17 protein-coding genes are annotated in these 22,170 nt (G+C 69.9%); 11 read left to right on the forward strand and 6 right to left on the reverse strand.

The annotated features are described in order from the left end of the window. Both H6G99_RS08975 and H6G99_RS08980 read left to right on the forward strand, forming a co-directional pair. Positions 1–1,131, forward strand: a 1,131-nt coding sequence (locus tag H6G99_RS08975; RefSeq protein WP_286191085.1) for an SGNH hydrolase domain-containing protein, incomplete at its 5' end; no start/stop codon positions are given. Beyond that, positions 1,128–1,991, forward strand: a complete 864-nt coding sequence (locus H6G99_RS08980; RefSeq protein WP_190611156.1) for an aldose epimerase family protein — start codon at positions 1,128–1,130, stop codon at positions 1,989–1,991. The genes H6G99_RS08975 and H6G99_RS08980, both read left to right, overlap by 4 nt. Here the strand turns inward: H6G99_RS08980 and H6G99_RS08985 are convergent. After that, entirely contained in the window at positions 1,970–3,190 is a 1,221-nt protein-coding gene (locus H6G99_RS08985; RefSeq protein ID WP_190611158.1) for an FAD-binding oxidoreductase, read from the reverse strand. The genes H6G99_RS08980 and H6G99_RS08985 overlap by 22 nt on opposite strands. A gap of 17 nt (positions 3,191–3,207) precedes the next feature. On the opposite strand from H6G99_RS08985, the gene H6G99_RS08990 reads away from it, so the two are divergent. Continuing rightward, complete coding sequence (locus H6G99_RS08990; RefSeq protein WP_190611160.1) at positions 3,208–4,650, forward strand: four-carbon acid sugar kinase family protein; 1,443 nt, start codon at positions 3,208–3,210, stop codon at positions 4,648–4,650. Here the strand turns inward: H6G99_RS08990 and H6G99_RS08995 are convergent. Both H6G99_RS08995 and H6G99_RS09000 read right to left on the reverse strand, forming a co-directional pair. Beyond that, a complete protein-coding gene (locus H6G99_RS08995) occupies positions 4,632–6,005 on the reverse strand; it encodes a (Fe-S)-binding protein (RefSeq protein WP_190611161.1) in 1,374 nt (457 codons plus the stop codon). The two genes, H6G99_RS08990 and H6G99_RS08995, sit on opposite strands and share 19 nt — an antisense overlap. A 44-nt stretch (positions 6,006–6,049) precedes the next feature. Beyond that, positions 6,050–7,480 carry an NADP-dependent isocitrate dehydrogenase gene (locus H6G99_RS09000; protein ID WP_190611163.1) on the reverse strand — a complete coding sequence of 477 codons (1,431 nt, stop codon included), beginning with the start codon at positions 7,478–7,480 and terminating at the stop codon, positions 6,050–6,052. 70 nt (positions 7,481–7,550) lie between these two features. On the opposite strand from H6G99_RS09000, the gene H6G99_RS09005 reads away from it, so the two are divergent. The 6 genes from H6G99_RS09005 (at position 7,551) to H6G99_RS09030 (ending at position 15,173) form a co-directional block, all read left to right on the forward strand. Next, complete coding sequence (locus H6G99_RS09005) at positions 7,551–8,003, forward strand: Tery_1686 family protein (protein ID WP_094584348.1); 453 nt, start codon at positions 7,551–7,553, stop codon at positions 8,001–8,003. Between the two features lie 76 nt (positions 8,004–8,079). Next, a complete protein-coding gene (locus H6G99_RS09010; protein ID WP_094584349.1) occupies positions 8,080–8,793 on the forward strand; it encodes a biliverdin-producing heme oxygenase in 714 nt (237 codons plus the stop codon). Between the two features lie 40 nt (positions 8,794–8,833). Beyond that, positions 8,834–9,865 carry a glycosyltransferase gene (locus H6G99_RS09015; RefSeq protein ID WP_190611165.1) on the forward strand — a complete coding sequence of 344 codons (1,032 nt, stop codon included), beginning with the start codon at positions 8,834–8,836 and terminating at the stop codon, positions 9,863–9,865. A gap of 156 nt (positions 9,866–10,021) precedes the next feature. Then, on the forward strand, positions 10,022–11,764 hold the full coding sequence (locus H6G99_RS09020) for an ABC transporter ATP-binding protein (protein WP_353615201.1): 1,743 nt from the start codon (positions 10,022–10,024) through the stop codon (positions 11,762–11,764). A gap of 155 nt (positions 11,765–11,919) precedes the next feature. Next, entirely contained in the window at positions 11,920–14,313 is a 2,394-nt protein-coding gene (locus H6G99_RS09025) for a UvrD-helicase domain-containing protein (RefSeq protein ID WP_094584468.1), read from the forward strand. Beyond that, positions 14,310–15,173, forward strand: coding sequence for a glycosyltransferase family 2 protein (locus H6G99_RS09030; RefSeq protein WP_190611166.1), 864 nt, complete (start codon positions 14,310–14,312; stop codon positions 15,171–15,173). Before H6G99_RS09025 ends, H6G99_RS09030 begins: the two co-directional genes overlap by 4 nt. On the opposite strand, the gene H6G99_RS09035 is transcribed toward H6G99_RS09030, so the two are convergent. Both H6G99_RS09035 and H6G99_RS09040 read right to left on the reverse strand, forming a co-directional pair. Further along, positions 15,157–16,107: a glycosyltransferase family protein gene (locus H6G99_RS09035; RefSeq protein WP_190611170.1), complete on the reverse strand. Its 951-nt coding sequence runs from the start codon at positions 16,105–16,107 to the stop codon at positions 15,157–15,159. The genes H6G99_RS09030 and H6G99_RS09035 overlap by 17 nt on opposite strands. Then, positions 16,104–17,366 carry a rhamnan synthesis F family protein gene (locus tag H6G99_RS09040; protein WP_094584354.1) on the reverse strand — a complete coding sequence of 421 codons (1,263 nt, stop codon included), beginning with the start codon at positions 17,364–17,366 and terminating at the stop codon, positions 16,104–16,106. Before H6G99_RS09040 ends, H6G99_RS09035 begins: the two co-directional genes overlap by 4 nt. A gap of 246 nt (positions 17,367–17,612) precedes the next feature. On the opposite strand from H6G99_RS09040, the gene H6G99_RS09045 reads away from it, so the two are divergent. Both H6G99_RS09045 and H6G99_RS09050 read left to right on the forward strand, forming a co-directional pair. Further along, complete coding sequence (locus tag H6G99_RS09045; RefSeq protein ID WP_190611171.1) at positions 17,613–18,893, forward strand: tRNA nucleotidyltransferase/poly(A) polymerase family protein; 1,281 nt, start codon at positions 17,613–17,615, stop codon at positions 18,891–18,893. 69 nt (positions 18,894–18,962) lie between these two features. Beyond that, positions 18,963–20,927 carry a hypothetical protein gene (locus H6G99_RS09050; RefSeq protein WP_190611172.1) on the forward strand — a complete coding sequence of 655 codons (1,965 nt, stop codon included), beginning with the start codon at positions 18,963–18,965 and terminating at the stop codon, positions 20,925–20,927. Here the strand turns inward: H6G99_RS09050 and galE are convergent. Then, positions 20,902–22,041 carry a UDP-glucose 4-epimerase GalE gene (gene galE, locus H6G99_RS09055; RefSeq protein ID WP_190611175.1) on the reverse strand — a complete coding sequence of 380 codons (1,140 nt, stop codon included), beginning with the start codon at positions 22,039–22,041 and terminating at the stop codon, positions 20,902–20,904. The genes H6G99_RS09050 and galE overlap by 26 nt on opposite strands. Between the last annotated feature and the right edge of the window lie 129 nt (positions 22,042–22,170).

The raw sequence follows: 22,170 nt of genomic DNA on the forward strand, positions 1-22,170 counted from the left end.
GGGATGGAGACGTGGTGGCAGTACGTGGTGGCGGTGGCGGGGAGCGTGGTGCTGGCGGTGGCGGCGTACGGGCTGGTGGAGCAGCCGGTGCGTCGTTATCCGCTGACGTGGTGGTGGGAGACGCTGCTGGCGGTGCTGGCGGTGGCGGGCCTGTGGATCGGCATCGATGCCCTGCACCACCAGTTCCGCGGCAAGTTGTTTCTCGGCAAGGACGCCGATCCGGTGCCGATCAGTGAGCGCGTCCATGCCCTCAATCCCCTGATCCCGGGCACCGGCATCACCAGCGATTGCACGGTGGCCAGTGGCAAGCCCTACAACGCCACCACCCGGCCGAATTTCGACAAGTGCAACCGGCCCGGCACCCCCGGCGCCCGGGAGATCTTCCTGCTGGGCGACTCCCATGCCCAGCACCTGCTGCCGATGCTGGATGCGGTGACCGCCCGCACCGGTCAGCGGCTCACCTTCGCCGCCATGGGCGCCTGCCTGATCGATCCGCAGCTCACGGTCACCTGGCAGCAGGGCCGCTACGAATCCTGCCGCCAGTTCTCGGCCGGCGAGATGGAGCGCTCCCTGCAGCGCCTCCAGCCGGGGGACATCGTCCTGGTCTCGGGCTTCCTGCACAACTACCTGGCCAGCAACGACCTGGAGGGCCGGGGCTACGGCGCCCCCACCTACCTGGGCCAGCGCCGCCTGCGCATCGCCGAGGTGCGGCGGGCCTGGGTGGGGGGCATGCGGGCCTACGCCGAGCGGCTGGCGTCCCGGGGGATCCAGCTGGTGCTGGTGGTCGACAACCCGTCCCTGGCCAGGGAGCCGGTGGCCTGTCAGGATCCCGCCGGCAGCAGCTGCGCCGGCGATGCCGCCACCACCGCCCGGATGCGGGCGACCCTGGGCAGGCTGCTCGCCGAAGTGGCCGCCGGCCTGCCCAACGTCCATGTCTTCGACCCCACCCCCTACCTGGTCGGTCCTGATGGGCGGGTGGTGTACCGCCGGCCCGACGGCACGCCGCTCTATGCCGATTCCCACCACCTGAGCGTGTCGGGGAGCCGGTCGCTGGCAGCCCCGTTCGAGCGTTTTCTCCAGCAGCAGGGCCTCACCAGCCCCCGGCCCACCCTTTCCCCGCCGTCGCCATGACCCTGCAACCCCCCACCGGGGACTCCCCCCACTGGCGCTTCACCGATCCGGCCAGCGGCGATGTGCTCACGGTCGCCCCCGAGCGCGGCGGGCTGGTCACCGGCTGGTGCTGCGGCGGCAGCGACGTCCTCTACTTCGATGCGGAGCGCTTCGCCGACCCCGCCAAATCGGTACGGGGCGGGATCCCCGTGCTCTTCCCCATCTGCGGCAACCTGCCCGGCGACGCGCTCGTGCTGAGTCAGGGGCGCTTCCCGCTGCCCCAGCACGGGTTCGCCAGGAATCTGCCCTGGTCCATCGCCCCGCTCGCCGACGGCAGCGGCGTGGCCCTGCGCCTCGAGGACGGCCCGGAGAGCCGCCCCCATTTCCCCTTCGCCTTCGCCCTGGAGCTGGAGCTGCGGCTGCAGCCCTCGGCCCTGGCGATCACGGCCCGGATCAGCCACAAGGGCGAGGCCGGCACCGATCCCCTGCCCTTCAGCCTGGGCCTGCACCCCTACATCGCCGTCGCCGACCTGTCCCAGGTGCGGCTCGAAGGCCTGCCGGTGGACTGCTTCGACCACCTCACCATGGCTCCTGCCGCCACCGCCGATCAGCTCTCCCGGCTGGAACAGGGCGTCGATTTCCTCTGCAGCGGCCGGGGCCCGGTGCGGCTGGTGGATCCGGCGGGCGGCCGGGCGGTGACGCTGCATCCCGCCGCCCCGATGGATCTGGTGGTGGTGTGGAGCGATCCGCCCCGGCCGATGCTCTGTCTGGAGCCCTGGAGCGGCCCGCGGGGGGCCCTGAGCACGGGCGAACGGCGCCTGCTGGTGCCGCCCGGGGACTCCCTGGAGCTGGGGTGCCGCTACACCGTCGAGAGCCTCTGAGCGACGCCGGGGAGCCGGCCCGGGGCCAGCTGGCCGGCTGGATCGAAACGGTGCTTGATCGCCTCGATCAGGGGGCGGGAGGGGGCATCCAGCCAGGCCGGCAGGCCGGAGCTGGGGGGCTGGCGCAGCACGGTGAGATGGCCGCCGAGTTCGTTGCAGAGGCTGCGCAGGGTGCTCACCTGGCTGGAGGTCAGGGCCGGCCGGGGCTCCGTCGGGTCTGACCAGGCCAGGCCGAGGCCACTGCCGGCCGCCATGTCCACGGCCAGTCCCGCCAGGGCCGGGGCCTGCATCAGGCTCCCGAGCCGATCGGGGCTGACGCCGAGGCGCAGCAGCCAGGCGGGCGCGCTGGCACCCGTGGGCGCTGCGGCGGCAGGGCCGGTGCCCCCGCGCGCGCGGGCCAGCCAGGTGCCGGTGGTGGCGGCGTCCAGCACCCGGGCGGGCAGGGTGCTGCGCTCCTGCAGGCAGCGCACCTGCTCCTGGAGGGTGGCGGCATCGACGCTGGCCAGGCCGATCAGCAGCAGGGGCTCCGGGTCCAGCCCGGCGGCGGCGGCGAGGCTGCCGTTCCACCAGTCGATGCGCTCCGGGCTGAGGCTGGAGCCCAGCAGCCAGCGGCTGAGGCCGGCCAGATCCTCCGCCCCTCCCTGGAAGCAGACACTGCGCCGCAGGGGCGGCTGGGGCAGGGTGCGCAGGGTCAGCTCGGTGATCAGCCCCAGGGAGCCCCAGCTGCCGGTGAACAGCCGCATCAGGTCGTAGCCGGCCACGTTCTTGACCACCTTGCCGCCGGCCCTGGCCGTCACCCCGTCGGCGCGCATCAGCGCCAGGCCGATCAGCTGGTCCCGCACCCCCAGGTAGCGCTGGCGGTAGCCGCCCGCCAGGCCCCGGGCCACCAGGCCGCCGATGCTGCCGGCGGCGGCGCCCTGCCGGTCCCCCCAGGGGGCATCCACGGACAACCACTGTCCCTGGTGTCCAAGGACCTCCTGCACCTCCACCAGTGGTGTGCCGGCGGCCACGGTGATGGTGAAGTCGCCGGGGTTGAACTCCCGCACGCCCCGCAGGGCGGCGCAGCTGACCACCGTGCAGGGCCCCGCGACGGGCGGGCCCCAGTCGAGCCGGGTGCCCAGGCCAGCGGGCAGCCAAGCCGAACCCTGCCGGTGCAGGTCACGCACCAGCTCCTGCAGCTCGCTGGGCTCAGGTCGCATCACGGCACGATGGTGCCATGGCGCAGGCAGCCCAGGCGATCAAGATCGTGGTGATCGACGACGATCCCACCGGCTCCCAGACCGTGCACGGCTGTCCGTTGCTGCTGCGCTGGGACGCTGAGACGCTCGCCGCCGGCCTGGCCCACCCGTCGCCGCTGCTGTTTCTCCTGGCCAACACCCGCGCCCTGGCGCCGGCCGAGGCGGCCGACCGGGTGCGGCAGATCTGCCGGGCCCTCCGGCCCGCCCTGGAGCGGGCGATGGCCGCCGGCACCATCAGCAGCTGGCTGGTGGTGAGCCGGGGCGATTCCACTCTGCGGGGCCACTTCCCCCTGGAGGTGGAGGTGATCGCCGCGGAGCTCGGCCCCTTCGACGCCACCCTGCTGGTGCCGGCGTTCCTGGAGGGGGGGCGCACCACCGTCGATGGGGTGCATCGGCTCCATGGCCAGCCCGTGCACGAGAGCCCGTTCGCCCGGGACGGACTGTTCGCCTACGGAACCAGCCATCTGCCCGACTGGGTGGAGGAGAAGAGCGGCGGCCGCATCCCCGCCACCGCCGTGGACCGCATCGGCTGGCGGGAGCTGGACGCCGGCGGCCCCGCCCTCATGGGCCACCTGGCCTCCCTGGAGCGCAACGTCTGCGTGGCGGTGGATGGGGCCTCCACCCAGCAGCTGGCGGCCCTGGCCGCTGCGGTGCGTTGCCTGATCGCGGCCGGGGGGCCAACGCCAGCGGGCGATGGCCCCGGCGATGGGCGTCCCCGCCGCTTCCTGTTCCAGTGCGCCGCCAGCCTGATCCAGGCCCTGGCTGCGCTGCCGCCCCAGCCGCTGGCGCCGGCGGATCTGGCGTCCCTGCGCCGCCGTGGCGGCGCCGGCCCCTTGCCTGGGCTGGTGCTGGTGGGCTCCCACGTGCCCCTGGCCGACCGGCAGCTGGAGCGGCTGCTGGCGGAGCCGGACTGCATCGGGGTGGAGCTGGAGGTGAGCAAGGTCCAGCGGTTGCTGGAGGGCCCGGAACCGGCTTTGTTGCTGGCCTCCCTTGAGCAGGCCTGGGCTCGGCGCCTGGCGGAGGTGCTGGCCGGGGGGCACACGCCGGTGCTCTACACCAGCCGTGGTGAGGCCCGCTGCCGCCATGCCGAAGAGCGCCGGGCGCTGGGCCTGGCCCTGGCGGGGGTGATGGCGCGGCTGGCGGCCGCTCTGGCCCCCGCCCTGGGCTACCTGATCAGCAAGGGGGGCATCACCACCCACACCCTGCTGGCCGACGGGCTGTATCTGGAGCAGGTGGAGCTCCAGGGCCAGTTGCTGCCGGGCCTGTCGCTGGTGCTGGCCGCCACGGAGACCTCCCCCGGGGAAGCCCCCGAGGTTCATCCGGGGCCCCTGCCCGTGCTCACCTTTCCCGGCAATCTCGGCGACGAGGGCACCCTGTGGGAGGCCTGGCGGCGGATGGAGGCTCAGGCCGGGCCGGCGTAGCTGCGATCCAGCAGTTCGATCGGATGGACCACCGGCAGCGGCCGCTGCTGCGCCGCCATGGCCTGGCGGATCTGGAGCGTGCAGCCGATGTTGGCGCTCACGGCCAGCTGGGCCCCGGTGCCGCTCAGATCCGCGGCCTTGATCCGGCCCAGTTCGGCGGCCTCCTCCGGCTGGACCAGGTTGTAGATGCCCGCACTGCCGCAGCAGACGCCGGCCTCGGTGGCTTCGCGGATCCGCACATGGGGGATCCGGCCCAGCAGGCGCCGGGGCTGGGCCGCCAGGCCCTGGCCGTGGAGCTGGTGGCAGGCATCGTGGTAGGCCAGCTCCACGGGTCGCTCGGCGCTGGCGGGGGTGCCGTCGTCGTGGAGGAGGGGCCGCAGCCCCGCCTGGAAGTCCTCGCTGAGCCCGACCGTGTCGAGGAATTCCTGCAGGTCGGCCACCGTGCCCAGCACGGGGTGGCGGGTGCCCAGGATCTGCCCGTAGGCCTTCAGGGTGTGGCCGCAGCCCGAGGCCGCCACCAGCAGGGCATCGAGGGGTTCGGGGCCCGCCGCCCGCCCCGGGCCGATCACCGCCTCGAAGCTGGCCATCAGGGCTGCCGCCAGTTCCCGGGTCTGCTCCAGTTCCCCCTGGTGGTGGGTCATGGCGCCGCAGCAGCCCTGGTCGGGGGGGATCACCACCTCGATGCCGTTGGCGGCCAGCACCCGGATGGCGGCGGCGTTGACCCCCGGCTCGAAGACCCGTTGCACGCAGCCGAGCACCAGCCCGACCCGGTGGCGGCGGGGACCCACGGCCGGCACCAGCACGGGCCAGTCGTCACGGAAGGACTGCGCCGGCAGGGGCGGTAGCAGGGTCTCCATCGCCGCGACCTGGGGCCCGAACAGCCGGGTGAGGCCGCTGCGGCGCGCCAGGGCCTGCAGGGGCGTGCCGGCGTAGGCCCGCAGGGGGGCCAGCAGGGCCCGCAGCCGCCCGGGGTAGGGGAGCAGGGCGAACAGCAGCCGCCGGAAGGTGCGCTGGCCGGGGCTGCGCAGCTCGGGCGCGTTCAGCCGCGGCCGCATGGTCTCGATCAGCTCGTCGTAGCGCACGCCGGCCGGACAGGCGGTGACGCAGGCGAAGCAGCCCAGGCAGGTGTCGAAGTGCTTCGCCACCGTGGCATCCAGCGTTAGCTCGCCGGCGTCGATGGCCTTGAGGGCATGGATGCGCCCCCGGGGCGAGTCCATCTCGGTCGCCAGCACCCGGTAGCTGGCGCAGGTGGGCAGGCAGAAGCCGCAGTGGACGCAGGGGTCGGCGGCGATGAAGCCGGCCCCGGGCTCCCCGGCAGCCTGGGACCCGCTGGTCGCGATGGACGGAAGGCTCATGCGGCCCATTGTGATCGCTCGTGCGGGCCCCCAGGCCCCTGGCTTCAGCCTCCGAAGTGGCGTACCACGGCCTCGGCGAAGCCGGAGCAGCTCACGGCCTCGGCGCGGGGTTCCATCAGCCGGGCCAGGTCGTAGGTGACCTCCTTGTTGGCGATCGCGGCGCTGATCCCGGCGGTGATCAGGTCGGCCGCCTCCTGCCAGCCCATGTACTCCAGCATCATCACGCCGGAGAGGATCACCGATCCCGGGTTGATGCGGTCGAGCCCGGCGTGCTTGGGGGCGGTGCCGTGGGTGGCCTCGAAGATCGCCGCGTTGTCGCCGATGTTGGCGCCGGGCGCCATGCCCAGGCCGCCCACCACCGCCGCTGCGGCGTCGGAGATGTAGTCGCCGTTGAGGTTGAGGGTGCAGAGCACCGAGTACTCCTGGGGCCGGGTCTGGATCTGCTGGAAGATGCTGTCGGCGATGCGGTCGTCGACCATCACCATCGACTTCCACTTGCCGCCGCCGTGGCTGGTGCCGATGGCGTCGAGCACGGCCTTCACCTCCGCGTCGACGGCTGCCTTCTTCTCGGGGGTGAGGCTGTCGTAGCCGGGTTCGATCAGGCGGGCGTTGTCCTCGATGCTCAGGCCAGGCTTCTCCTCCAGGTTCCCCAGGATCCAGCTCTCCCGCTCGGTGACGCACTGGTCACGGAACTCGGTGGTGGCCAGCTCGTAGCCCCAGTCGCGGAAGGCCCCCTCGGTGAACTTCATGATGTTGCCCTTGTGCACCAGGGTCACGTGGCGCTTGGCGCCCTCCAGCCCCAGGGCGTGGCGGATGGCCTTGCGCACGTGGCGCTGGGTGCCCGCCTTGCTCACCGGCTTGATGCCGATGCCGGCCCCCTCGGGGATGCGGCGCTTGCCGAGCTTGCCGTTGGCGGGGATCACGGTGTCGTTGAGGTGGGCGATCAGCTCCACGCACACCGGATCCGTGGCCTCCCACTCGATCCCCATGTAGATGTCTTCGGTGTTCTCCCGGTAGACCACCACATCCAGGTCCTGGGGCCGCTTGTGGGGGCTGGGGGTGCCGTCGTAGTAGCGGCAGGGCCGCACGCAGCAGTACAGGTCGAAGATCTGGCGCAGGGCCACGTTCAGCGAGCGGATGCCGCCGCCGATCGGGGTGGTCAGGGGCCCCTTGATGGCCACGCCGTACTGCTCGATCGCCGTGAGGGTGTCCTGGGGCAGGTACTGGTAAGTGCCGTAGAGCTCGCAGGCCTCGTCGCCGGCGTACACCTTGAACCACTCGATGCGGCGCTCACCGCCGTAGGCCTTGGCCACGGCCGCGTCCAGCACCCTCTGGGTGGCGGGCCAGATGTCCACGCCGGTGCCGTCGCCGCGGATGAAGGGGATGATCGGGTCGTTGGGAACGATCGGCTGGCCGCCCTCGAATCGGATCGCCGTGCCGCTGGACGGGACGGTGAGCTTCTCGTATGTGGCCATTGAGTCGGCACGGAACACGCCGATGAGCCTAGGTTTCGGACACATTGGCTTTCTGCTCAGGGGAAACGGCATGAATGCGGCCGACCAGGCCCGATCGGTGGAACTGGCCGCCGCGATCGCCGCGGTGGTGGGGCACTTCCGCCTGCATTTCCCCGCCGCCCGGGCCAACCTCACCCCCTGGCGCGACGATCCCCTCACCCGGGCCTTCGATGAGCGGGAGACACTGGATCTCTCCTTCCACTTCCCCGGCTGGAGCCCCCGCCTGCAGTGCCGCTCGCTGCTGGTGCAGCTGCGCCTGGAGCGGGCGCCGGTCGGATCGGGCGAACGGCCCCGGCTGCTGGGGGTGCTGATCCGCGGGCTCACCTACGAATCGGAGCGCTGGCGCCTGGCCACGGTGGGGGACTGGCAGCCCTCCGGGTCCCATCTCCCCGCCGAGGAGGTGGTCGGCGTGCTGCAGCAGGTGTGCCGGGAGCTGTTCGATCTCTTTGGCGATGTGTCGGCCGGCGGCACCCGGGCCGCGTAATCCTTCGCAACCTTGCCGCGTCGCCCCGCAGGCCCCACCTACGTTTGTACGTCTGCCCGCGCAGCCTCCCGATCCCATGCCCGTCGCCCTTGCTTCCCAACTCCGTGAGGGAACGAAGAAAGCCCACACCATGGCCGAGAACACCGGCTTCGTGAGCTGTTTCCTCAAGGGGGTCGTCGACAAGGCCAGCTATCGCACCCTGGTCGCCGACCTGTGGTTCGTCTACAGCGCCATGGAGGAGGAGATCGGCAAGCTGGCCGACCATCCGGTGGTCGGTCCGATCGCCTCCCCCGAGCTCAACCGCCGCGAAACCCTCGAGGCCGATCTCACCTTCTATTTCGGTGGCGACTGGCGCCAGCAGATCCGCGCCACCCCCGGCGCCCAGGAGTATGTGGCCCGCCTGCACCAGGTGGCGCGGGAGTGCCCCGAGCTGCTGGTCGGCCACCACTACACCCGCTACATCGGCGACCTTTCCGGCGGCCAGATCCTCAAGAACATCGCCCAGAAGGCGATGAACCTGGGTGAGCACGATGGCCTGCGCTTCTATGAATTCGACGCCATCGACGACGAAAAGGCCTTCAAGGCCAACTACCGCGCCACCCTCGACAGCCTGCCCATCGACCAGGCCATGGCCGACCGGATCGTGGCCGAGGCCAACGAAGCCTTCCACTGCAACATGAAGATGTTCCAGGAGCTGGAAGGCAATCTGGTGGCGGCGATCGGCAAGGTGCTGTTCGGCTTCCTCACCCGCCGCACCCGCGCCGGCAGCACCGAGGCCGTGCCCGCCTAGGTTTCCCAGGCCAGCGGCGGCCGCCGCCCCTCCGAACCGCGTGCGCCCGATCCGCTTCCTGCTCCCCGGCACCACCGGCCGCCTCCGCGGCGGCGGCCTGCTGGTCGAACTGCAGACCGCCAGGCTGACGTCCCAGCTGACCCCCACCGAGGTGGTCACCTACCGGAAGCGGGAGGCCGATCACCCGTTCCTGGATGATCTGCTGGCCCGGGAGCAGGCGCCCGGGGACGCCCTCTGGATCGTCAGCTGGGGGTTCGATGTGCCCCGCCTGCTGCGGCGACTGCGGGGCCGGCCCGTGGCTTACCACGCCCACAGCAGCGGCTACGGGTTTTCGCTGCCGCCCGGGGTGCCGCTGCTGGCGGTCAGCCGCAACACCCTCGGCTACTGGGGCGACCGGGCCCCCCGCAACCCTCTGTTCCTGGTGCCGAACGCGCTGCAGCCCCAGTGGCTGGAGCGGGGCAACCGGGCGGCCCCCGTGGGCTGCGGCCGGCCCATCGACGTCCTGGTGCAGCAGCGCAAGAGCAGCCATTACGTCCTGGCACAGCTGGTGCCGGCCCTGCGCCGGCGCGGGTTGCGGGTGGAGGTGCAGAGCGGCTGGGTGGACGATCTGGTGGATCTGTTCAACAGTGCGGCCGTCGTCCTCTACGACTCCGCCGACTACTGGCGCGGCCGGGGGGTGAGCGAGGGTTTCGGGCTGCCGCCCCTGGAGGCGATGGCCTGTGGCTGTGTGGTGTTCAGCAGCCTCAACCATGCCCTGGCCGACAGCCTCGATCCGGGGGTGGTGGGTCACCAGATCGGCTGCGGCAGCCTGGAGCACGATCTGGAGAGGATCCAGGCGGCGGTGGCCGACCCTCTGGCGTGGCTGCCGCCGCCGGCCCGCCTCGCCAGCCTGCTGGAGGCCTGCAGCGAGCCGATGCTGCAGGAACGCTGGCATTCGGCCCTGGAGGCCATCGACGCCCACTGGACCCACCTGCTGGAGGGGGCGTCGCCGTTGCGCTCGCCCCCCGTGCTGGCCGTGCGGATCGACCAGTGGCGGCGCCGATTTTCGGCCATGTGGCGATCACTGAACTGACTGGCTGGCGCAGCGGCGGCCCCTCGGGCCGCACGGGTACGATTCCGGCAAAAGTCTGACCAGATGTTTCGCAAAAGCCAAACCTTCAAGAGTTTGGTGCGACTTCTGGCCCAATTGCCGCGTCGTCGCAAGCGGGCGCTGATGCGCCTGATCCCGTTGGCGATTCTCGCCGGCGTCGCCGATCTGGTGGTGGTGGCCCTGGTGGCCCGCCTGTTCACCGTCGTCGTCGGCGGTGAGAACCGCCCCTCCATCCCCTGGGAAGGCCTGGTTCCGGACGATCCGCGCGTCAAGGTGGTGGTGCTGGTGGTGGCCTTCGTGACGGCCGCCTGGTTCTCCTCGATCTCCAAGCTGATGTTGCGGGCTTTCCAGCTGCGGCTGAAGGCTTCGATCTGGCGTGATCTTTCCGACATGGCGCAGCGCAAGCTGATCGCCCAGCCCTATGTCTATTTTCTGGGTGAATCGAAGTCAGATATCTCCTCCATGGTCCTGATCAACGTGTCGCGCGTCGCCGACATCGTTGTGCTGCCCCTCCTCCAGCTGGCCAGTGGCGTGTTCGTGATCGCCCTGCTCTCCGCCGGCATGCTGATCGTCGGCAAGATGCTGGCCGTTGTTCTGATCCTCGGACTCCTGCTTGGGTATCTGCTGATCTCCACCGCCATCACACCCTTCCTGCGCTTTGCCGCCCGGCAGCGAATCCTGCTGGAGGTGCGCACCAATACGATTCTTTCCGAATCCATGCGCACGATTCTCGATGTGCAGCTCACAGGATCGGAGCCATACTTTGAGCGTCATTATCAACAGGCCGGTCGCGAGACCATTCCCTTCATCTGGAAGGCCGATGTCCTGCCGGAAACACCACGGGCGCTGATTGAACCGCTCGGGATCACGATGATCTTCGCGGCCGGGATGCTGCCCCTCCTTTCCAATCCGGATCCTGGGGCGCTGCTGAAGATCATTCCGTTCCTGGCCACGGTGGCGGTCACCTCCCTCAAGCTCACCCCTCCCCTGCAGGACAGTTTCCGGGCCATCACGTCTCTGAGGGCCGGTCTGCCCGACCTCGAGGAGACACTCAAGCTGATCGAACTGCCCGAGGCCCGGCTCACGATCCGCTCCGAGGGTGTGCCCTCCCCCGACGGTGTGATGCCCAAGCGGGTGATCCGTCTCAACAGCATTTCCTATCGCTATCCAGGAACGGATGCCGATGTTCTCCGCGACGTCTCCATGTCGATCCCGGTGGGCTCCCGTGTGGCCTTTGTCGGTGCCACCGGCAGCGGCAAGACCACAACGGCCAACCAGCTGCTCTGTCTGCTGCGTCCCACCACCGGCACCCTGCAGCTCGATGGCATCGATGTGGATGACGCGGACGTGCCGGCCTGGCAGGCCAACTGCGCCTATGTCCCCCAGGCGATCAACCTGCTCAACAGCAACATCATCGAGAACATCGCCTTCGCCGAGGAGGTCGACGAGGTCGACCAGATGCGGGTCTGGGAGGCCCTCCAGGCGGCCCAGCTGGCCGACATCGTCGCCGAGCTTCCCCTTGGTCTGTTCACGCCGATCGGCGACAACGGCATCCGATTGTCAGGCGGCCAGCGGCAACGGCTCGCCCTGGCGCGCGCCTTCTACCGCAACGCCAAGTTCCTGGTGCTGGATGAGGCCACCAGCGCCCTCGACAACCGCACCGAATCCGAAGTGATGGATGCCATTGAAGTGATCGGACGTCGCTGCACCCTGGTGGTGATCGCCCATCGCCTCTCCACGGTCATGCGTTCCGATTGCATCTTCGAATTCGAAGCCGGACGCATCAAGGCCTCTGGAACCTTCGACCAACTCAGGCAGCGCTCCGAAACCTTCAACGACCTGGCCTCCTTCGAGCGTCGCCTTTCCAGCCCCCTTGGTTGATGGTGCTGTCCTGGTTTTTCCAGGTTGATGGTGATGGCTTCGATCGGCAGATTTGCACCGTTTCCTTCCCCTGAGCGACCCGTATCTGTTCCGATCGCCGCGCCTGTCGGGAAGGGGCTGCTAGGGTCAAATTTCAACGTTCCATGCCGGAGCCTGTGAGTTTTCTGGCCGGTCTGAACGAGGCCCAGCGGCGGGCGGTCGATCACCACACCGGCCCGTTGCTGGTGGTGGCCGGGGCCGGCAGCGGCAAGACCCGGGCCCTGACCCACCGCATCGCCCACCTGATCGGGCACCACGGCGTCGATCCGGCCCAGGTGCTGGCGGTCACCTTCACCAACAAGGCCGCCCGGGAGATGAAGGAGCGCCTGGAGGTGCTGCTGGCCCAGCGGCTGGCCCAGAGCCAGTTCGGCCAGCCGTGGAGCACCCTGCCGGCCCGGGAGCAGAAGCAGCTGCGCAGCCGCATCTACCGGGAGGTGATCAAGGACCTCTGGATCGGCACCTTCCACGCCCTGTTCGCCCGGCTGCTCCGCTTCGACATCGACAAGTTCCGCGACCCCGAAGGACTCACCTGGACGCGCCAGTTCTCCATCTACGACGAGAGCGATGCCCAGAGCCTGGTCAAGGAGATCGTCACCCAGGAGATGCAGCTCGATCCCAAGCGCTTTGAACCGAAGAAGGTGCGCTGGGCGATCAGCAGCGCCAAGAACCAGGGCTGGCTGCCCGAGCGGCTCGAGGAGGAGCACCCCGGCCCCCGCGGCAAGCACGAGGCCGAGGCCTATCGCCGCTACCGGCGCGCCCTGGCCGCCAACAACGCCCTCGATTTCGACGACCTGCTGCTGCTGCCGGTGCAGCTGCTGCAGCAGAACGAGCAGATCCGCCACTACTGGCACCGCCGCTTCCGCCACGTGCTGGTGGACGAATACCAGGACACCAACCGCACCCAGTACGACCTGATCAAGCTGCTGGTGGCCAACGGCCATCCCCCCGAGCACTTCGACGACTGGGAGGGCCGCTCCGTGTTCGTGGTGGGCGACGCCGACCAGAGCATCTACAGCTTCAGGGCCGCCGACTTCACGATCCTGATGGGCTTCCAGAAGGAGTTCGGCGACGGCTCCCTCGACGGGGACACCGGCACGATGGTGAAGCTGGAGGAGAACTACCGCTCCACCGCCACGATCCTGGAGGCGGCCAACGCCCTGATCGCCAACAACAGCGAACGGATCGACAAGGTGCTGCGGCCCACCCGCGGCGAGGGGGAGCCCATCAGTCTCACCCGCTGCGACGACGAGATCGCCGAGGCCGAGGCGGTGGTGCACCGGATGCGGATGCTGGAGGCGGCCCACCCCGACCTGCGCTGGGGCGACATGGCCGTGCTGTACCGCACCAACGCCCAGTCCCGCGCCATGGAGGAGTCGCTGGTGCGCTGGGGCCTGCCCTACATCGTGGTGGGGGGCCTGCGCTTCTACGACCGGCGTGAGATCAAGGATGTGCTCGCCTACCTGCGCCTGCTGGTCAACCCGGCCGACACCGTCAGCCTGCTGCGGGTGCTGAACGTGCCCAGGCGCGGCATCGGCAAGACCACCATCGAGCGGCTCACCGATGCGGCCAACCAGCTGGGGCTTCCCCTGTGGGAGGTGGTCAGCGATCCAGAGGCGGTGCGCTCCCTCGCCGGCCGCTCCGCCCGGGGGGTGCTGCAGTTCCAGGAGCTGATCTCCGACCTGAGCCGCCGCCTGCAGGATGCCCCCCCCTCCGAGCTGGTGCAGCGGGTGATGGAGCAGAGCGGCTACCTGGCCGAGCTGCTGGCCGAAGCCACCGACGAATCGGAGGAGCGGCGCCGCAACCTGCAGGAGCTGGTGAATGCGGCCCTCCAGTACCAGGAGGAGAACGAGGAGGGCTCCCTGGAGGGCTTCCTGGCCTCCGCCGCCCTGGCCAGCGACGCCGACAGCAAGGACACCGAAGCCGACCGGGTCACCCTGATGACCCTGCATGCCAGCAAGGGGCTGGAGTTTCCGGTGGTCTTCCTGGTGGGGCTGGAGCAGGGCCTGTTCCCCAGCTACCGCTCCCTGGAGGACCCCGCCGCCCTCGAAGAGGAGCGCCGCCTCTGCTACGTGGGCATCACCCGCGCCAAGGAGCGGCTGTTCCTCTCCCATGCCAGCGAGCGGCGGCTCTGGGGCGGCATGCGGGAGCCGGCGGTGCCGTCGGTGTTCCTCTCCGAGCTGCCCGAGGCCCTGCTCCAGGGCGACATCCCCCGCAGCGGCGGTGCGGCCCTGCGGCGGGAGCAGCGGCTGGAGCGGCTCACCCGGGTGGACCGCGACGACAGCCAGCGGGTCGCGGCCGGCGGCGCGGCTGCTGATCCCGCCAATGCGGTGCGCCGCCGCAGCCCGGCCCGCGCCTGGGCCGTGGGGGATCGGGTGCGGCACAGCAGCTTCGGCGAGGGCCAGGTCACGCACCTGTTCGGCAGCGGCGAGAAGACCTCCATCGCCGTGAAGTTCGAAGGCATGGGGCCGAAGATCCTCGATCCGCGCCTGGCTCCGATCGAGCCGGCATGACCATGCCGCTGGTCACCGCCGTGGTGCCCACCCGCAACCGCCGCGAGACCACCCTGCGCTTCCTGGCCGCCATGGCCGGCCAGACCCACGGAGCCCTGCGGGTCGTGGTGGTGGATGCCAACTCCAGCGACGGCACCGTGGCGGCGGTCCGCCGGCAGCACCCCAAGGTGACGGTGGTGACGGCCGGCGACCGGGATTTCTGGGCCGGCGCCACCAACCGGGGCGTGCGGCGGGCCCTGGCGGCCGGCACCGACTACGTGCTCACCATCAACGACGATGCCGTCGTCCCCGCCGATTACGTGGAGCGGATGGTGGCCCTGGCCCAGCGCCATGGCTGCGGCATCCTGGGCAGCCGCATCGACCTGCTGGCCGAGCCCGGGCGGATCTGGGCCCTGGGCACCCGCACCGACTGGGGCACGGAGCGCTTCCTGCGCCTGTCCCACCACGACGAGCTGGCCAGCCAGCTGGATCCGGCGCTGGCCGCCGCCGAGGTGCTCGAGGCCGAGGCGATGCCGGGCAACGGGGTGCTGATCCGCCAGGAGGTCTTCCGCCGTGTCGGCCTCTATGACGCCCGCTGGCTGCCCCACTACCACGCCGATTCTGAGTGGGTGATGCGGGCGGTCCGCTGCGGCATTGACGCTCGCGTGACCCCGGGGGTCGTGGTCCTCAACGACTTCGGCGATGAGCAGAAGCGTCTGCCCCTGGGCAGCCTGCGGGGACTGCTGTTCGTCTTCTTCCACCCCAAGTCCCACCTCTACCTGCCGGCGGTGGCCGCCATCCTCTGGCGCCACTGTCCGCCGGCCCAGCGCTGGCCCACCCTGCGGGCCCTGGCGGGCCGCTTCCTCAGGATGAAACGGTGAAGGATGTGCGCGGGTGGGGCGGCTCCGGCCGGCGCAGGAGCCGCCACCAGCACCAGCGCAGGTAATCCCCCAGTCCCCACCAGCGCCCCCGGGCCCGCTCCGGATCGGCCAGGCAGAAGCTGAGGGGGCGGACGGCGTAATAGAGCAGGTTCAGCAGCAGGGCCAGGGGCGTGGCGTGGCGATGCAGGAAGTAGAGCTTGCTGAAGGTGGCGTGCTGGTACTTGGCCCGGGGGGCCCGCCGGGTGATGGCCGACACCTGATGCTCCACCAGCACCGCCTGGGTGACCCGCAGCCGGTAGCCCAGCCGATGGTGGCGCTCGGAGATGTCGGCGTCCTCGTAGTCGAGGAAGTAGCGGGGGTCGAACTGGGGGCACTCCCGCAGCACCCCCAGCTGGAAGATCATGCTGCAGCCGGAGATCCAGCGGGTGGGCCAGGTGCGGACCGGCAGGGGGCGGCAGTCGTCGCCGGGGAAGCGATGGCCGACCTGGCCGGTCCAGCGGTTGAAGCTGCCGTGGCTGAACCAGACATCCCCCCGGGGGTCCCGGATCCGGGTGCCGAGCATGGCGATCTGATCGTCGTTGGACAGGCACTGCCTGACGTAGGCGATCGCCCCTGCTTCGAGGCGGGCATCGGGGTTGATCAACCAGGCCACCGCCCGTCTGTCGGTCTGCCACACGTGGCTGAGCCCCAGATTGCAGCCGCTGCCGAAGCCGAGATTGCCACCGGCCTCGATCAGGGTCACCCGCTGGCGATGGGGTGTGGAGGACAGCCAGTCCTGGACACCGATGTCCTGGGGTGAGTTGTTGACCACGATGAAGCGCAGATCAGGTTCTGCCGAGGCGATGGTGTCCTCGATCAGACCGATGATGAATTCACTGCAGTGATAGTTAATCGTGATGAAATGGATCGGCTGCAGCGCCCGCCCTTCGGTCATTGATAGGTGGAGGGGTAGACGAAGGCGCCTGTGATGCCTTTCAGGGCCGCTTCGCGCAGCCTGTTGTTGTAGCTCAGGGGCACTCCGCGTGCGTAGATGAGATCGCGAAAATCATCCGCGAGAGCCTTGACTTCCTGCTGGCGTTCCTCTCCCATGGAATCCAATAGGGCTTCCTTGAACAGGCTGATGGCCTGAGCCATCGTGTAGCTGCCTGCGGTTCCAAGGTCGTGCTTGACAAACGGACAGTGGAGATAGAAAGGGTACAGAAAAGCCGCGATATGACTGGGATTGCCATTTTCAATCAGGTCGGGAACGCTGTAGAGCTCAACCCGTGAGAGGGCCTCTTGTTTGTCGCTTTTTGCCATCAGCTGATTCAGGGAGTAGCCGATCTTCTTCATCTGCGCAGTCCTCGCAGGAGAGGGCATCAGTCGAAGGACTTCCTCGGCGAGAACTCCCGTCTTGTCCGGGCTGGACTGCTCAATGGCCTCCAGGAGCTTGTCGCTGGTGTAAAGGGTCTCGACGGGGTTGAAGCGTCGGTACACCTGCTGAGAAAGTTCTATTTCTCCGTTGTAGATGCAGTGTCCCCGATGGGACAAGGGTAGGTATTTCTTCCAGAAGCGGATGAAGGGCCTGGAGAGAAAGACGTCGGGTTTGAGAATCTGAAAATAGGATTGATAGTGGGTCTGAATCTGATGGCTGATGTGGCTGAAGAGGGCTTTCCGGTCGGAGGCGGCGAACTCCTCCACCGACCTGACGAGGGCATCAGCATTCCTTCCCGGGATGAACTGCATCGAGTCGTTCACGACGCAGAGCAGTTGGCAGCGTTGCAGATGCCCCTCCTCCAGAAGCAGTAGGATGCCATCTTTGAAGCCGCCAAAGTCCCGGCCGATGTTGCGTCTGTCGAAGGCGCGCCAGCTGAGGTCGCTGATGCCGTTCTGAGCCTCCTCCTCCGTGGTCTCGTTGTTGATGTAGAGCACCGCAAAGCCGGCCTTGTTCAGTGCTTCGAGATAGGCCCTGTTGGATCGAGTCAGCCGCTTCGAATAGGCAACAAAGACGGCGATCCGGGATGGCGTCGTGCCATCGGCAGACGGCTTCCCAATGGGAATCAGTCGCTTCGACGGGCTGCTGCGTGAACCGTTGGGGCCGAGCCAGTACTCGCCCAGGGACGCAAGGTAATCGGTCAGAATGAAGGCCTTGATCTTGATCCTTTTGTAGATTCCAAGCGGCGCTTTGATGAATTTCTTGGCGCTGTCAGTCATGCCGTTAGGGTGTGGCTTGTGGGATTTCGTCGCTTGTGTTCGCTGGCGCTGGATCGCCTCATCGGTTCATCGCCTGGCGATGAGCGGGCGGCTGGCGGAGGCGACGGCCAAGGGCGACGGTTAAAGACGACGGCCAAGGGCGTTTGCCGGCGGACACCTTCCCGAAGTTTCTGTATCGGGACGTCGCACGATGTCGATTGCCCGAGTGTACCGTGCGCCTTCTGGACAGCGCTCCATGGGCCTGCCTTGACGACGGTCTCCGCGATCGATCCCGGGGATCTCTCCTTGCCTCCCCGTCTGCTGGCCGCCTTCCATCGCTCGGCGGACTGCGGCGTGCTGGCCGTCGTGGGCGGCGCCGTGCGGGATCTGCTGCTGCATCGGGTGCATCGCGATCCCCTCCGGGGCCTGCTGGACCTCGACCTGGTGGTGGAGCTGGCCCCGGGGGCCGATCCGGCCGATCCCCGTCCGGCGGCCCAACGTCTCGCCGAGACCCTGCTGGAGGACACCCCGGCCGCGGCGGTGGGCTTCTGCCAGTTCCACCCGGCCTTCGGCACCGTCGAACTGGAGCTCGACGGGATCCTGCTCGACCTCGCCAGCGCCCGCCGCGAGACCTACCCGGCCCCCGGGGAGAACCCCGTGGTGACCGACGGCTCCCTGGAGGAGGACCTGGCCCGCCGCGACTTCAGCATCAATGCGATGGCCCTGGTGTTCGCCAGCTCCGGCCCGGGCCTGCGCCTGCTCGATCCCCATGGAGGCTGGGCCGACCTGGCCCACCGGCAGCTGCGCCTGCTGCACCCCAGAAGTCTGGAAGACGACCCCACCCGGATCGTGCGCGCCGCCCGCTACGCCGCCCGGCTGGGGTTCAGCCTGGCCCCCGCCAGCCTGGAGCAGTTGCGCACCACCCTGGCCCGCTGGCCCTGGGGGGAGGAGAGCCGCTGTGGCGGCACCGGTGACGGACGGGTGCCGCCGGCCCTGGGCACGCGGCTGCGGATGGAGCTGGAACTGCTGCTCGAGCGGGAACCCTGGGAGGCGGCCCTGGGCTGCCTGCAGGCGTGGGGCGCCCTGGTGCTGGTCGACCCGGCGCTGCAGAACGACAACGGCTGGCGCCGCCGCCTTCGCTGGGCCCGGCGCTGCGGCTTGCCGTCCCTGGCCGCCCTGCTGGCCCCCAGCGACGCGGCGTCCGCCGTGGCGACGCGGCTGCAGCTCCCCCACGGCCAGCAGCGGCTGCTGGCCCAGCTGGCCCTGCTGCGGCAGAGCTGGCAGGCCCTGGAGGCGGCGCCGGCCACGGCCCTGGCCTGGACCGGCTTCCTGGAGCGGCAGGGCTGGTCCGCCGAAGCCGTCGCCCTGGCGCTGGTGAGCGGGGCCCTGCCGCGGCGCCCCCTGCTGCGCTGGTGGTGCCGCTGGCGTCACCTCCCCTCGCCGGTGTCGGCGGCCGATCTGATCGCCGCCGGCCTGCGGCCGGGACCGGCCCTGGGGGAGCGGTTGCGGGAGCTGCGGGGCGAGCGGCTGCGGGACGAGCGGCTCTGAGCCGTTGCCGCAACGGTCAGTCCCGGCAGGTCCCCTAGGGTTTCGGGGCAGCGGCTTCCCCTGCGCCGAATGGCAGCGCTGACCCAACCCTTCCTCCCGCTGCTGCTGGCCGTCGCGGCTCCGCTGCTGTGGGGATGGCGCTGGCGCCGGCCCAGCTGGCAGATGCTGCTGCTGGGCGTGGGCCCCTGGGCCGCCATCGGCTGGCTGTCGCTGCTGCCGGCGGGGCCCACGCTGCGCCAGTCCTATGGCGTGCTGGTCGTGCTTGACCTGCTCGTGGTGGCGGCGGCCCTGGGCATCCGTCCGCTCCGCTGGCGCCAGCGGCTGGCGGACCCGGCCCTGGTGCGGCCGTTGCTGGCGGTGCTGGCTCCTGCCCTGGTGTGTGCGCTCGCCCTGGCGCGGCGCGGGGTGGTCTTTGAGTTTCCCTCCGATGGCTTCGTCTACTACACGACCTACTTCGGCAGCGACCTGCTCGACACGGTGCGCCTCGACCCGTTGCACTACCGCTCGCCGGCCAACTGGTTCTTCACCGCGGCCAGCTTCCTGTTCGGCTTCCCCGACGCCCTCGCCCCCTGGCGGGCCAGCCTGCTGGCGGGGCTGAACACCTTCCTGGTGCTCGTCGCCAGCTGCCAGCTCAGCCTGCGACTCGGCGGCCGGGTGGCCCTCTGCTGGCTCACGGCCCTGCTGTTCCTGCTGGGCATGGGGCACCAGAACTTCAGCTTCTTCCACCAGATCGCCCTGAACGGCACCCTGCCCGGGCTGGCCCTGGTGCTGGCTGCCGCCACGCCGCTGCTGGGGCTGCTGCAGCGGCCACGCTGGCCCGGTGCCCGCCCCCTGGCCGCGGCGACGGCGCTGCTGCTGGGGTCCGCCTATCTCGCCTATCACGCCCATGGGGTGACCGCCTTCCTCACGGTCAACCTGCTGGTCGTCACCACGGCCGCCTGCCTGGTGGTCTGGCCCTCACGGCGGCGGCTGCTGGCCGGCGTCGCCGGCGCCGGACTGCTGCTCGCGGCCCTTCACCGCCTGCCCTGGCACCCCAGGCTCGAATCCTTCTACGACTGGCCGGAGACCATGCGCTTCGTCCACGACTACCGGGTTCTGGGCCACCGCTTCTTCTATTTCTGGCCCAGCCTGCCGGTGGCGACCTGGGAGCCGGCCTTTCTGGCGGCGCTGGGGCTGTCCCTGGCCTGTGCCGTGGCCTGGAGGGGCCGGTGCCGCCCCCCCGGCGCGGTGCTGGCCCTGGCGCTGCTGGCACCGCTGGTGCTGCTGGAGTGGTGGGCCCCCTTCGTCAGCGATCTGGTCTTCAAGCTGATCGAACCGGACAGCGCCTACCGGCTGGTGTGGACGAGCCTGTTCTGGATCAGCATCCCGGCGATGGCCCGGGCCCTCGATCCCGGCGAGCGGCGGGACGGCTCCAGGGGATGGTCCCTGCAGCGGGGGATCCTGATGGTGATGCTGGCCGCCCTGATCGCCGTGCTGACGGTTCCGATCGGGCTGCAGGGGCGACCCAATGTGTTCGCCTCCAAGGTGCCCCACCTGCTCACCCCCCTGGAGGAGGTGCGGCCGGCAGATGGCGCCACCATCGAACCGATCCTCGGGCCCCTGCGGGAGTTGTGCGGGCGGGAGCCGCGGCTGCAGGGCCGGACCCTGCTCAGCGATCCCTACGTCGGCGCGGTGCTGGGCACCCGCCAGTGCCTGGCTCCGCTGGCCGCCAGGGACATCACCAAGCTGGCGGCGCCCACGGTGGAAACGGGCCAGTACCCGGGGCTGCAGAGCGCCTTGGGCTCACCCGTCACCCTGCGGGCCTGGCTCGATGAGCGCCGGGTGGATGTGGTGGTGCTCCGCGATGCCTACGTGCCCTACGAGAGCCGGATCGCCCGGGCCAGCACCCACTGGCAGCCGGATCTGCTGAGTCGCTATGGCGATCTCTCCCTCAACCGTCTGTCCACGGCCCAGCTCGCCCGGGTGGGATTCCAGCTGGTGCGGCACGAGCACGGGATCAGGGTGTACCTCAGGACACAGGCTGCGCCTGGATGAGGGACCGCCCGGGCTGCCGGTCGCTCCCGCGATAACCCTCGGGATTGGCGCTCTGCCAGGCCCAGCCATCGCGGCAGATGTCCGCCAGGGAGCGCTTGGTCCGCCAGCCCATGCGCCGCTCCGCCTCGCGGTGATCGGCAACGCTGATGGCGGAATCCCCCGGTCGGCGATCCACCACCGCGTAGGGCAGGGTGAGGCCGTTGGTGGCCTCGAAGCTGCGCACCAGATCGAGCACCGAATGGCCGCAACCGCTGCCGAGATTGAGGGTGAGCAGCTGGGGTGGCTCCGCCTGGAGCACCTCGAGGGCCCGGCCGTGGCCCTCCGCCAGATCCATCACGTGCAGGTAGTCGCGGACGCCCGTGCCGTCGGGGGTGGGCCAGTCGCCGCCGAACACCTCCAGCTGCTGGCGGCGCCCTGCCGCCACCTGGCAGAGGAACGGAAACAGATTGTTGGGGCGGCCGTTGGGGTCCTCGCCGATGCGTCCGCTGGGGTGGGCGCCCACCGGATTGAAGTAACGCAGCAGGGCGATGCGCCAGCCGGGGGTGCTGGCGGCCACATCGGCCAGCATCCTTTCGACCGCCCCCTTGGTGTAGCCGTAGGGATTGATCGGCTGCATCGGCGCCGTCTCGGGGATCGGCACCCGGTCGGTGATCCCATAGAGGGTGGCGCTGCTGCTGAAGACGAGCGTCTGGCAGCCGTGGCGGCCCATGGCCTCCAGCAACCGGACCGCACCGACGACGTTCACGTCCCAATAGCGCAGGGGCTGCCCCATCGACTCCCCCACCGCCTTGAGGCCGGCGAAGTGGAGCACGGCGTCGATGCCGCTGTCGCCCCCTCCCCCGTCTTCAAAGGCCCGGTCGAGATCCTGGGGGGAGCGCACATCTCCTTGCAGCAGGGTGAGCCGGGCCGGCTGCCCCTCTCCCGCGGCCCACTGCTCCGGCGCCAGCTGCCGCCAGCTCCCCAGCCTGGCCAGCTCGCTGACGCGGCGCAGGGCTTCGGGACTGCCGTTGCTGAAGTCGTCGATCACCACCACCCGGTGGCCGGCCTCCAGCAGCACCAGACAGGTGTGACTGCCGATGAATCCGGCCCCTCCCGTGAGCAGCACCGTGGTCAAGGACCGACCCCCGTCAGGCTCTCGATCTCAACTTACCTGTGCTTAACCTGCGTCACCGTTCCGGAGACGCTCCCCGCCATCGCCCGGCCACGGCCAAAGCCAGGCAATGGCGGTAATGTCCCCGCAGCA

Origin of the sequence: Synechococcus sp. FACHB-909 (assembly GCF_014698945.1) — a bacterium.
In the GTDB taxonomy this organism is placed as follows: domain Bacteria; phylum Cyanobacteriota; class Cyanobacteriia; order PCC-6307; family Cyanobiaceae; genus Cyanobium.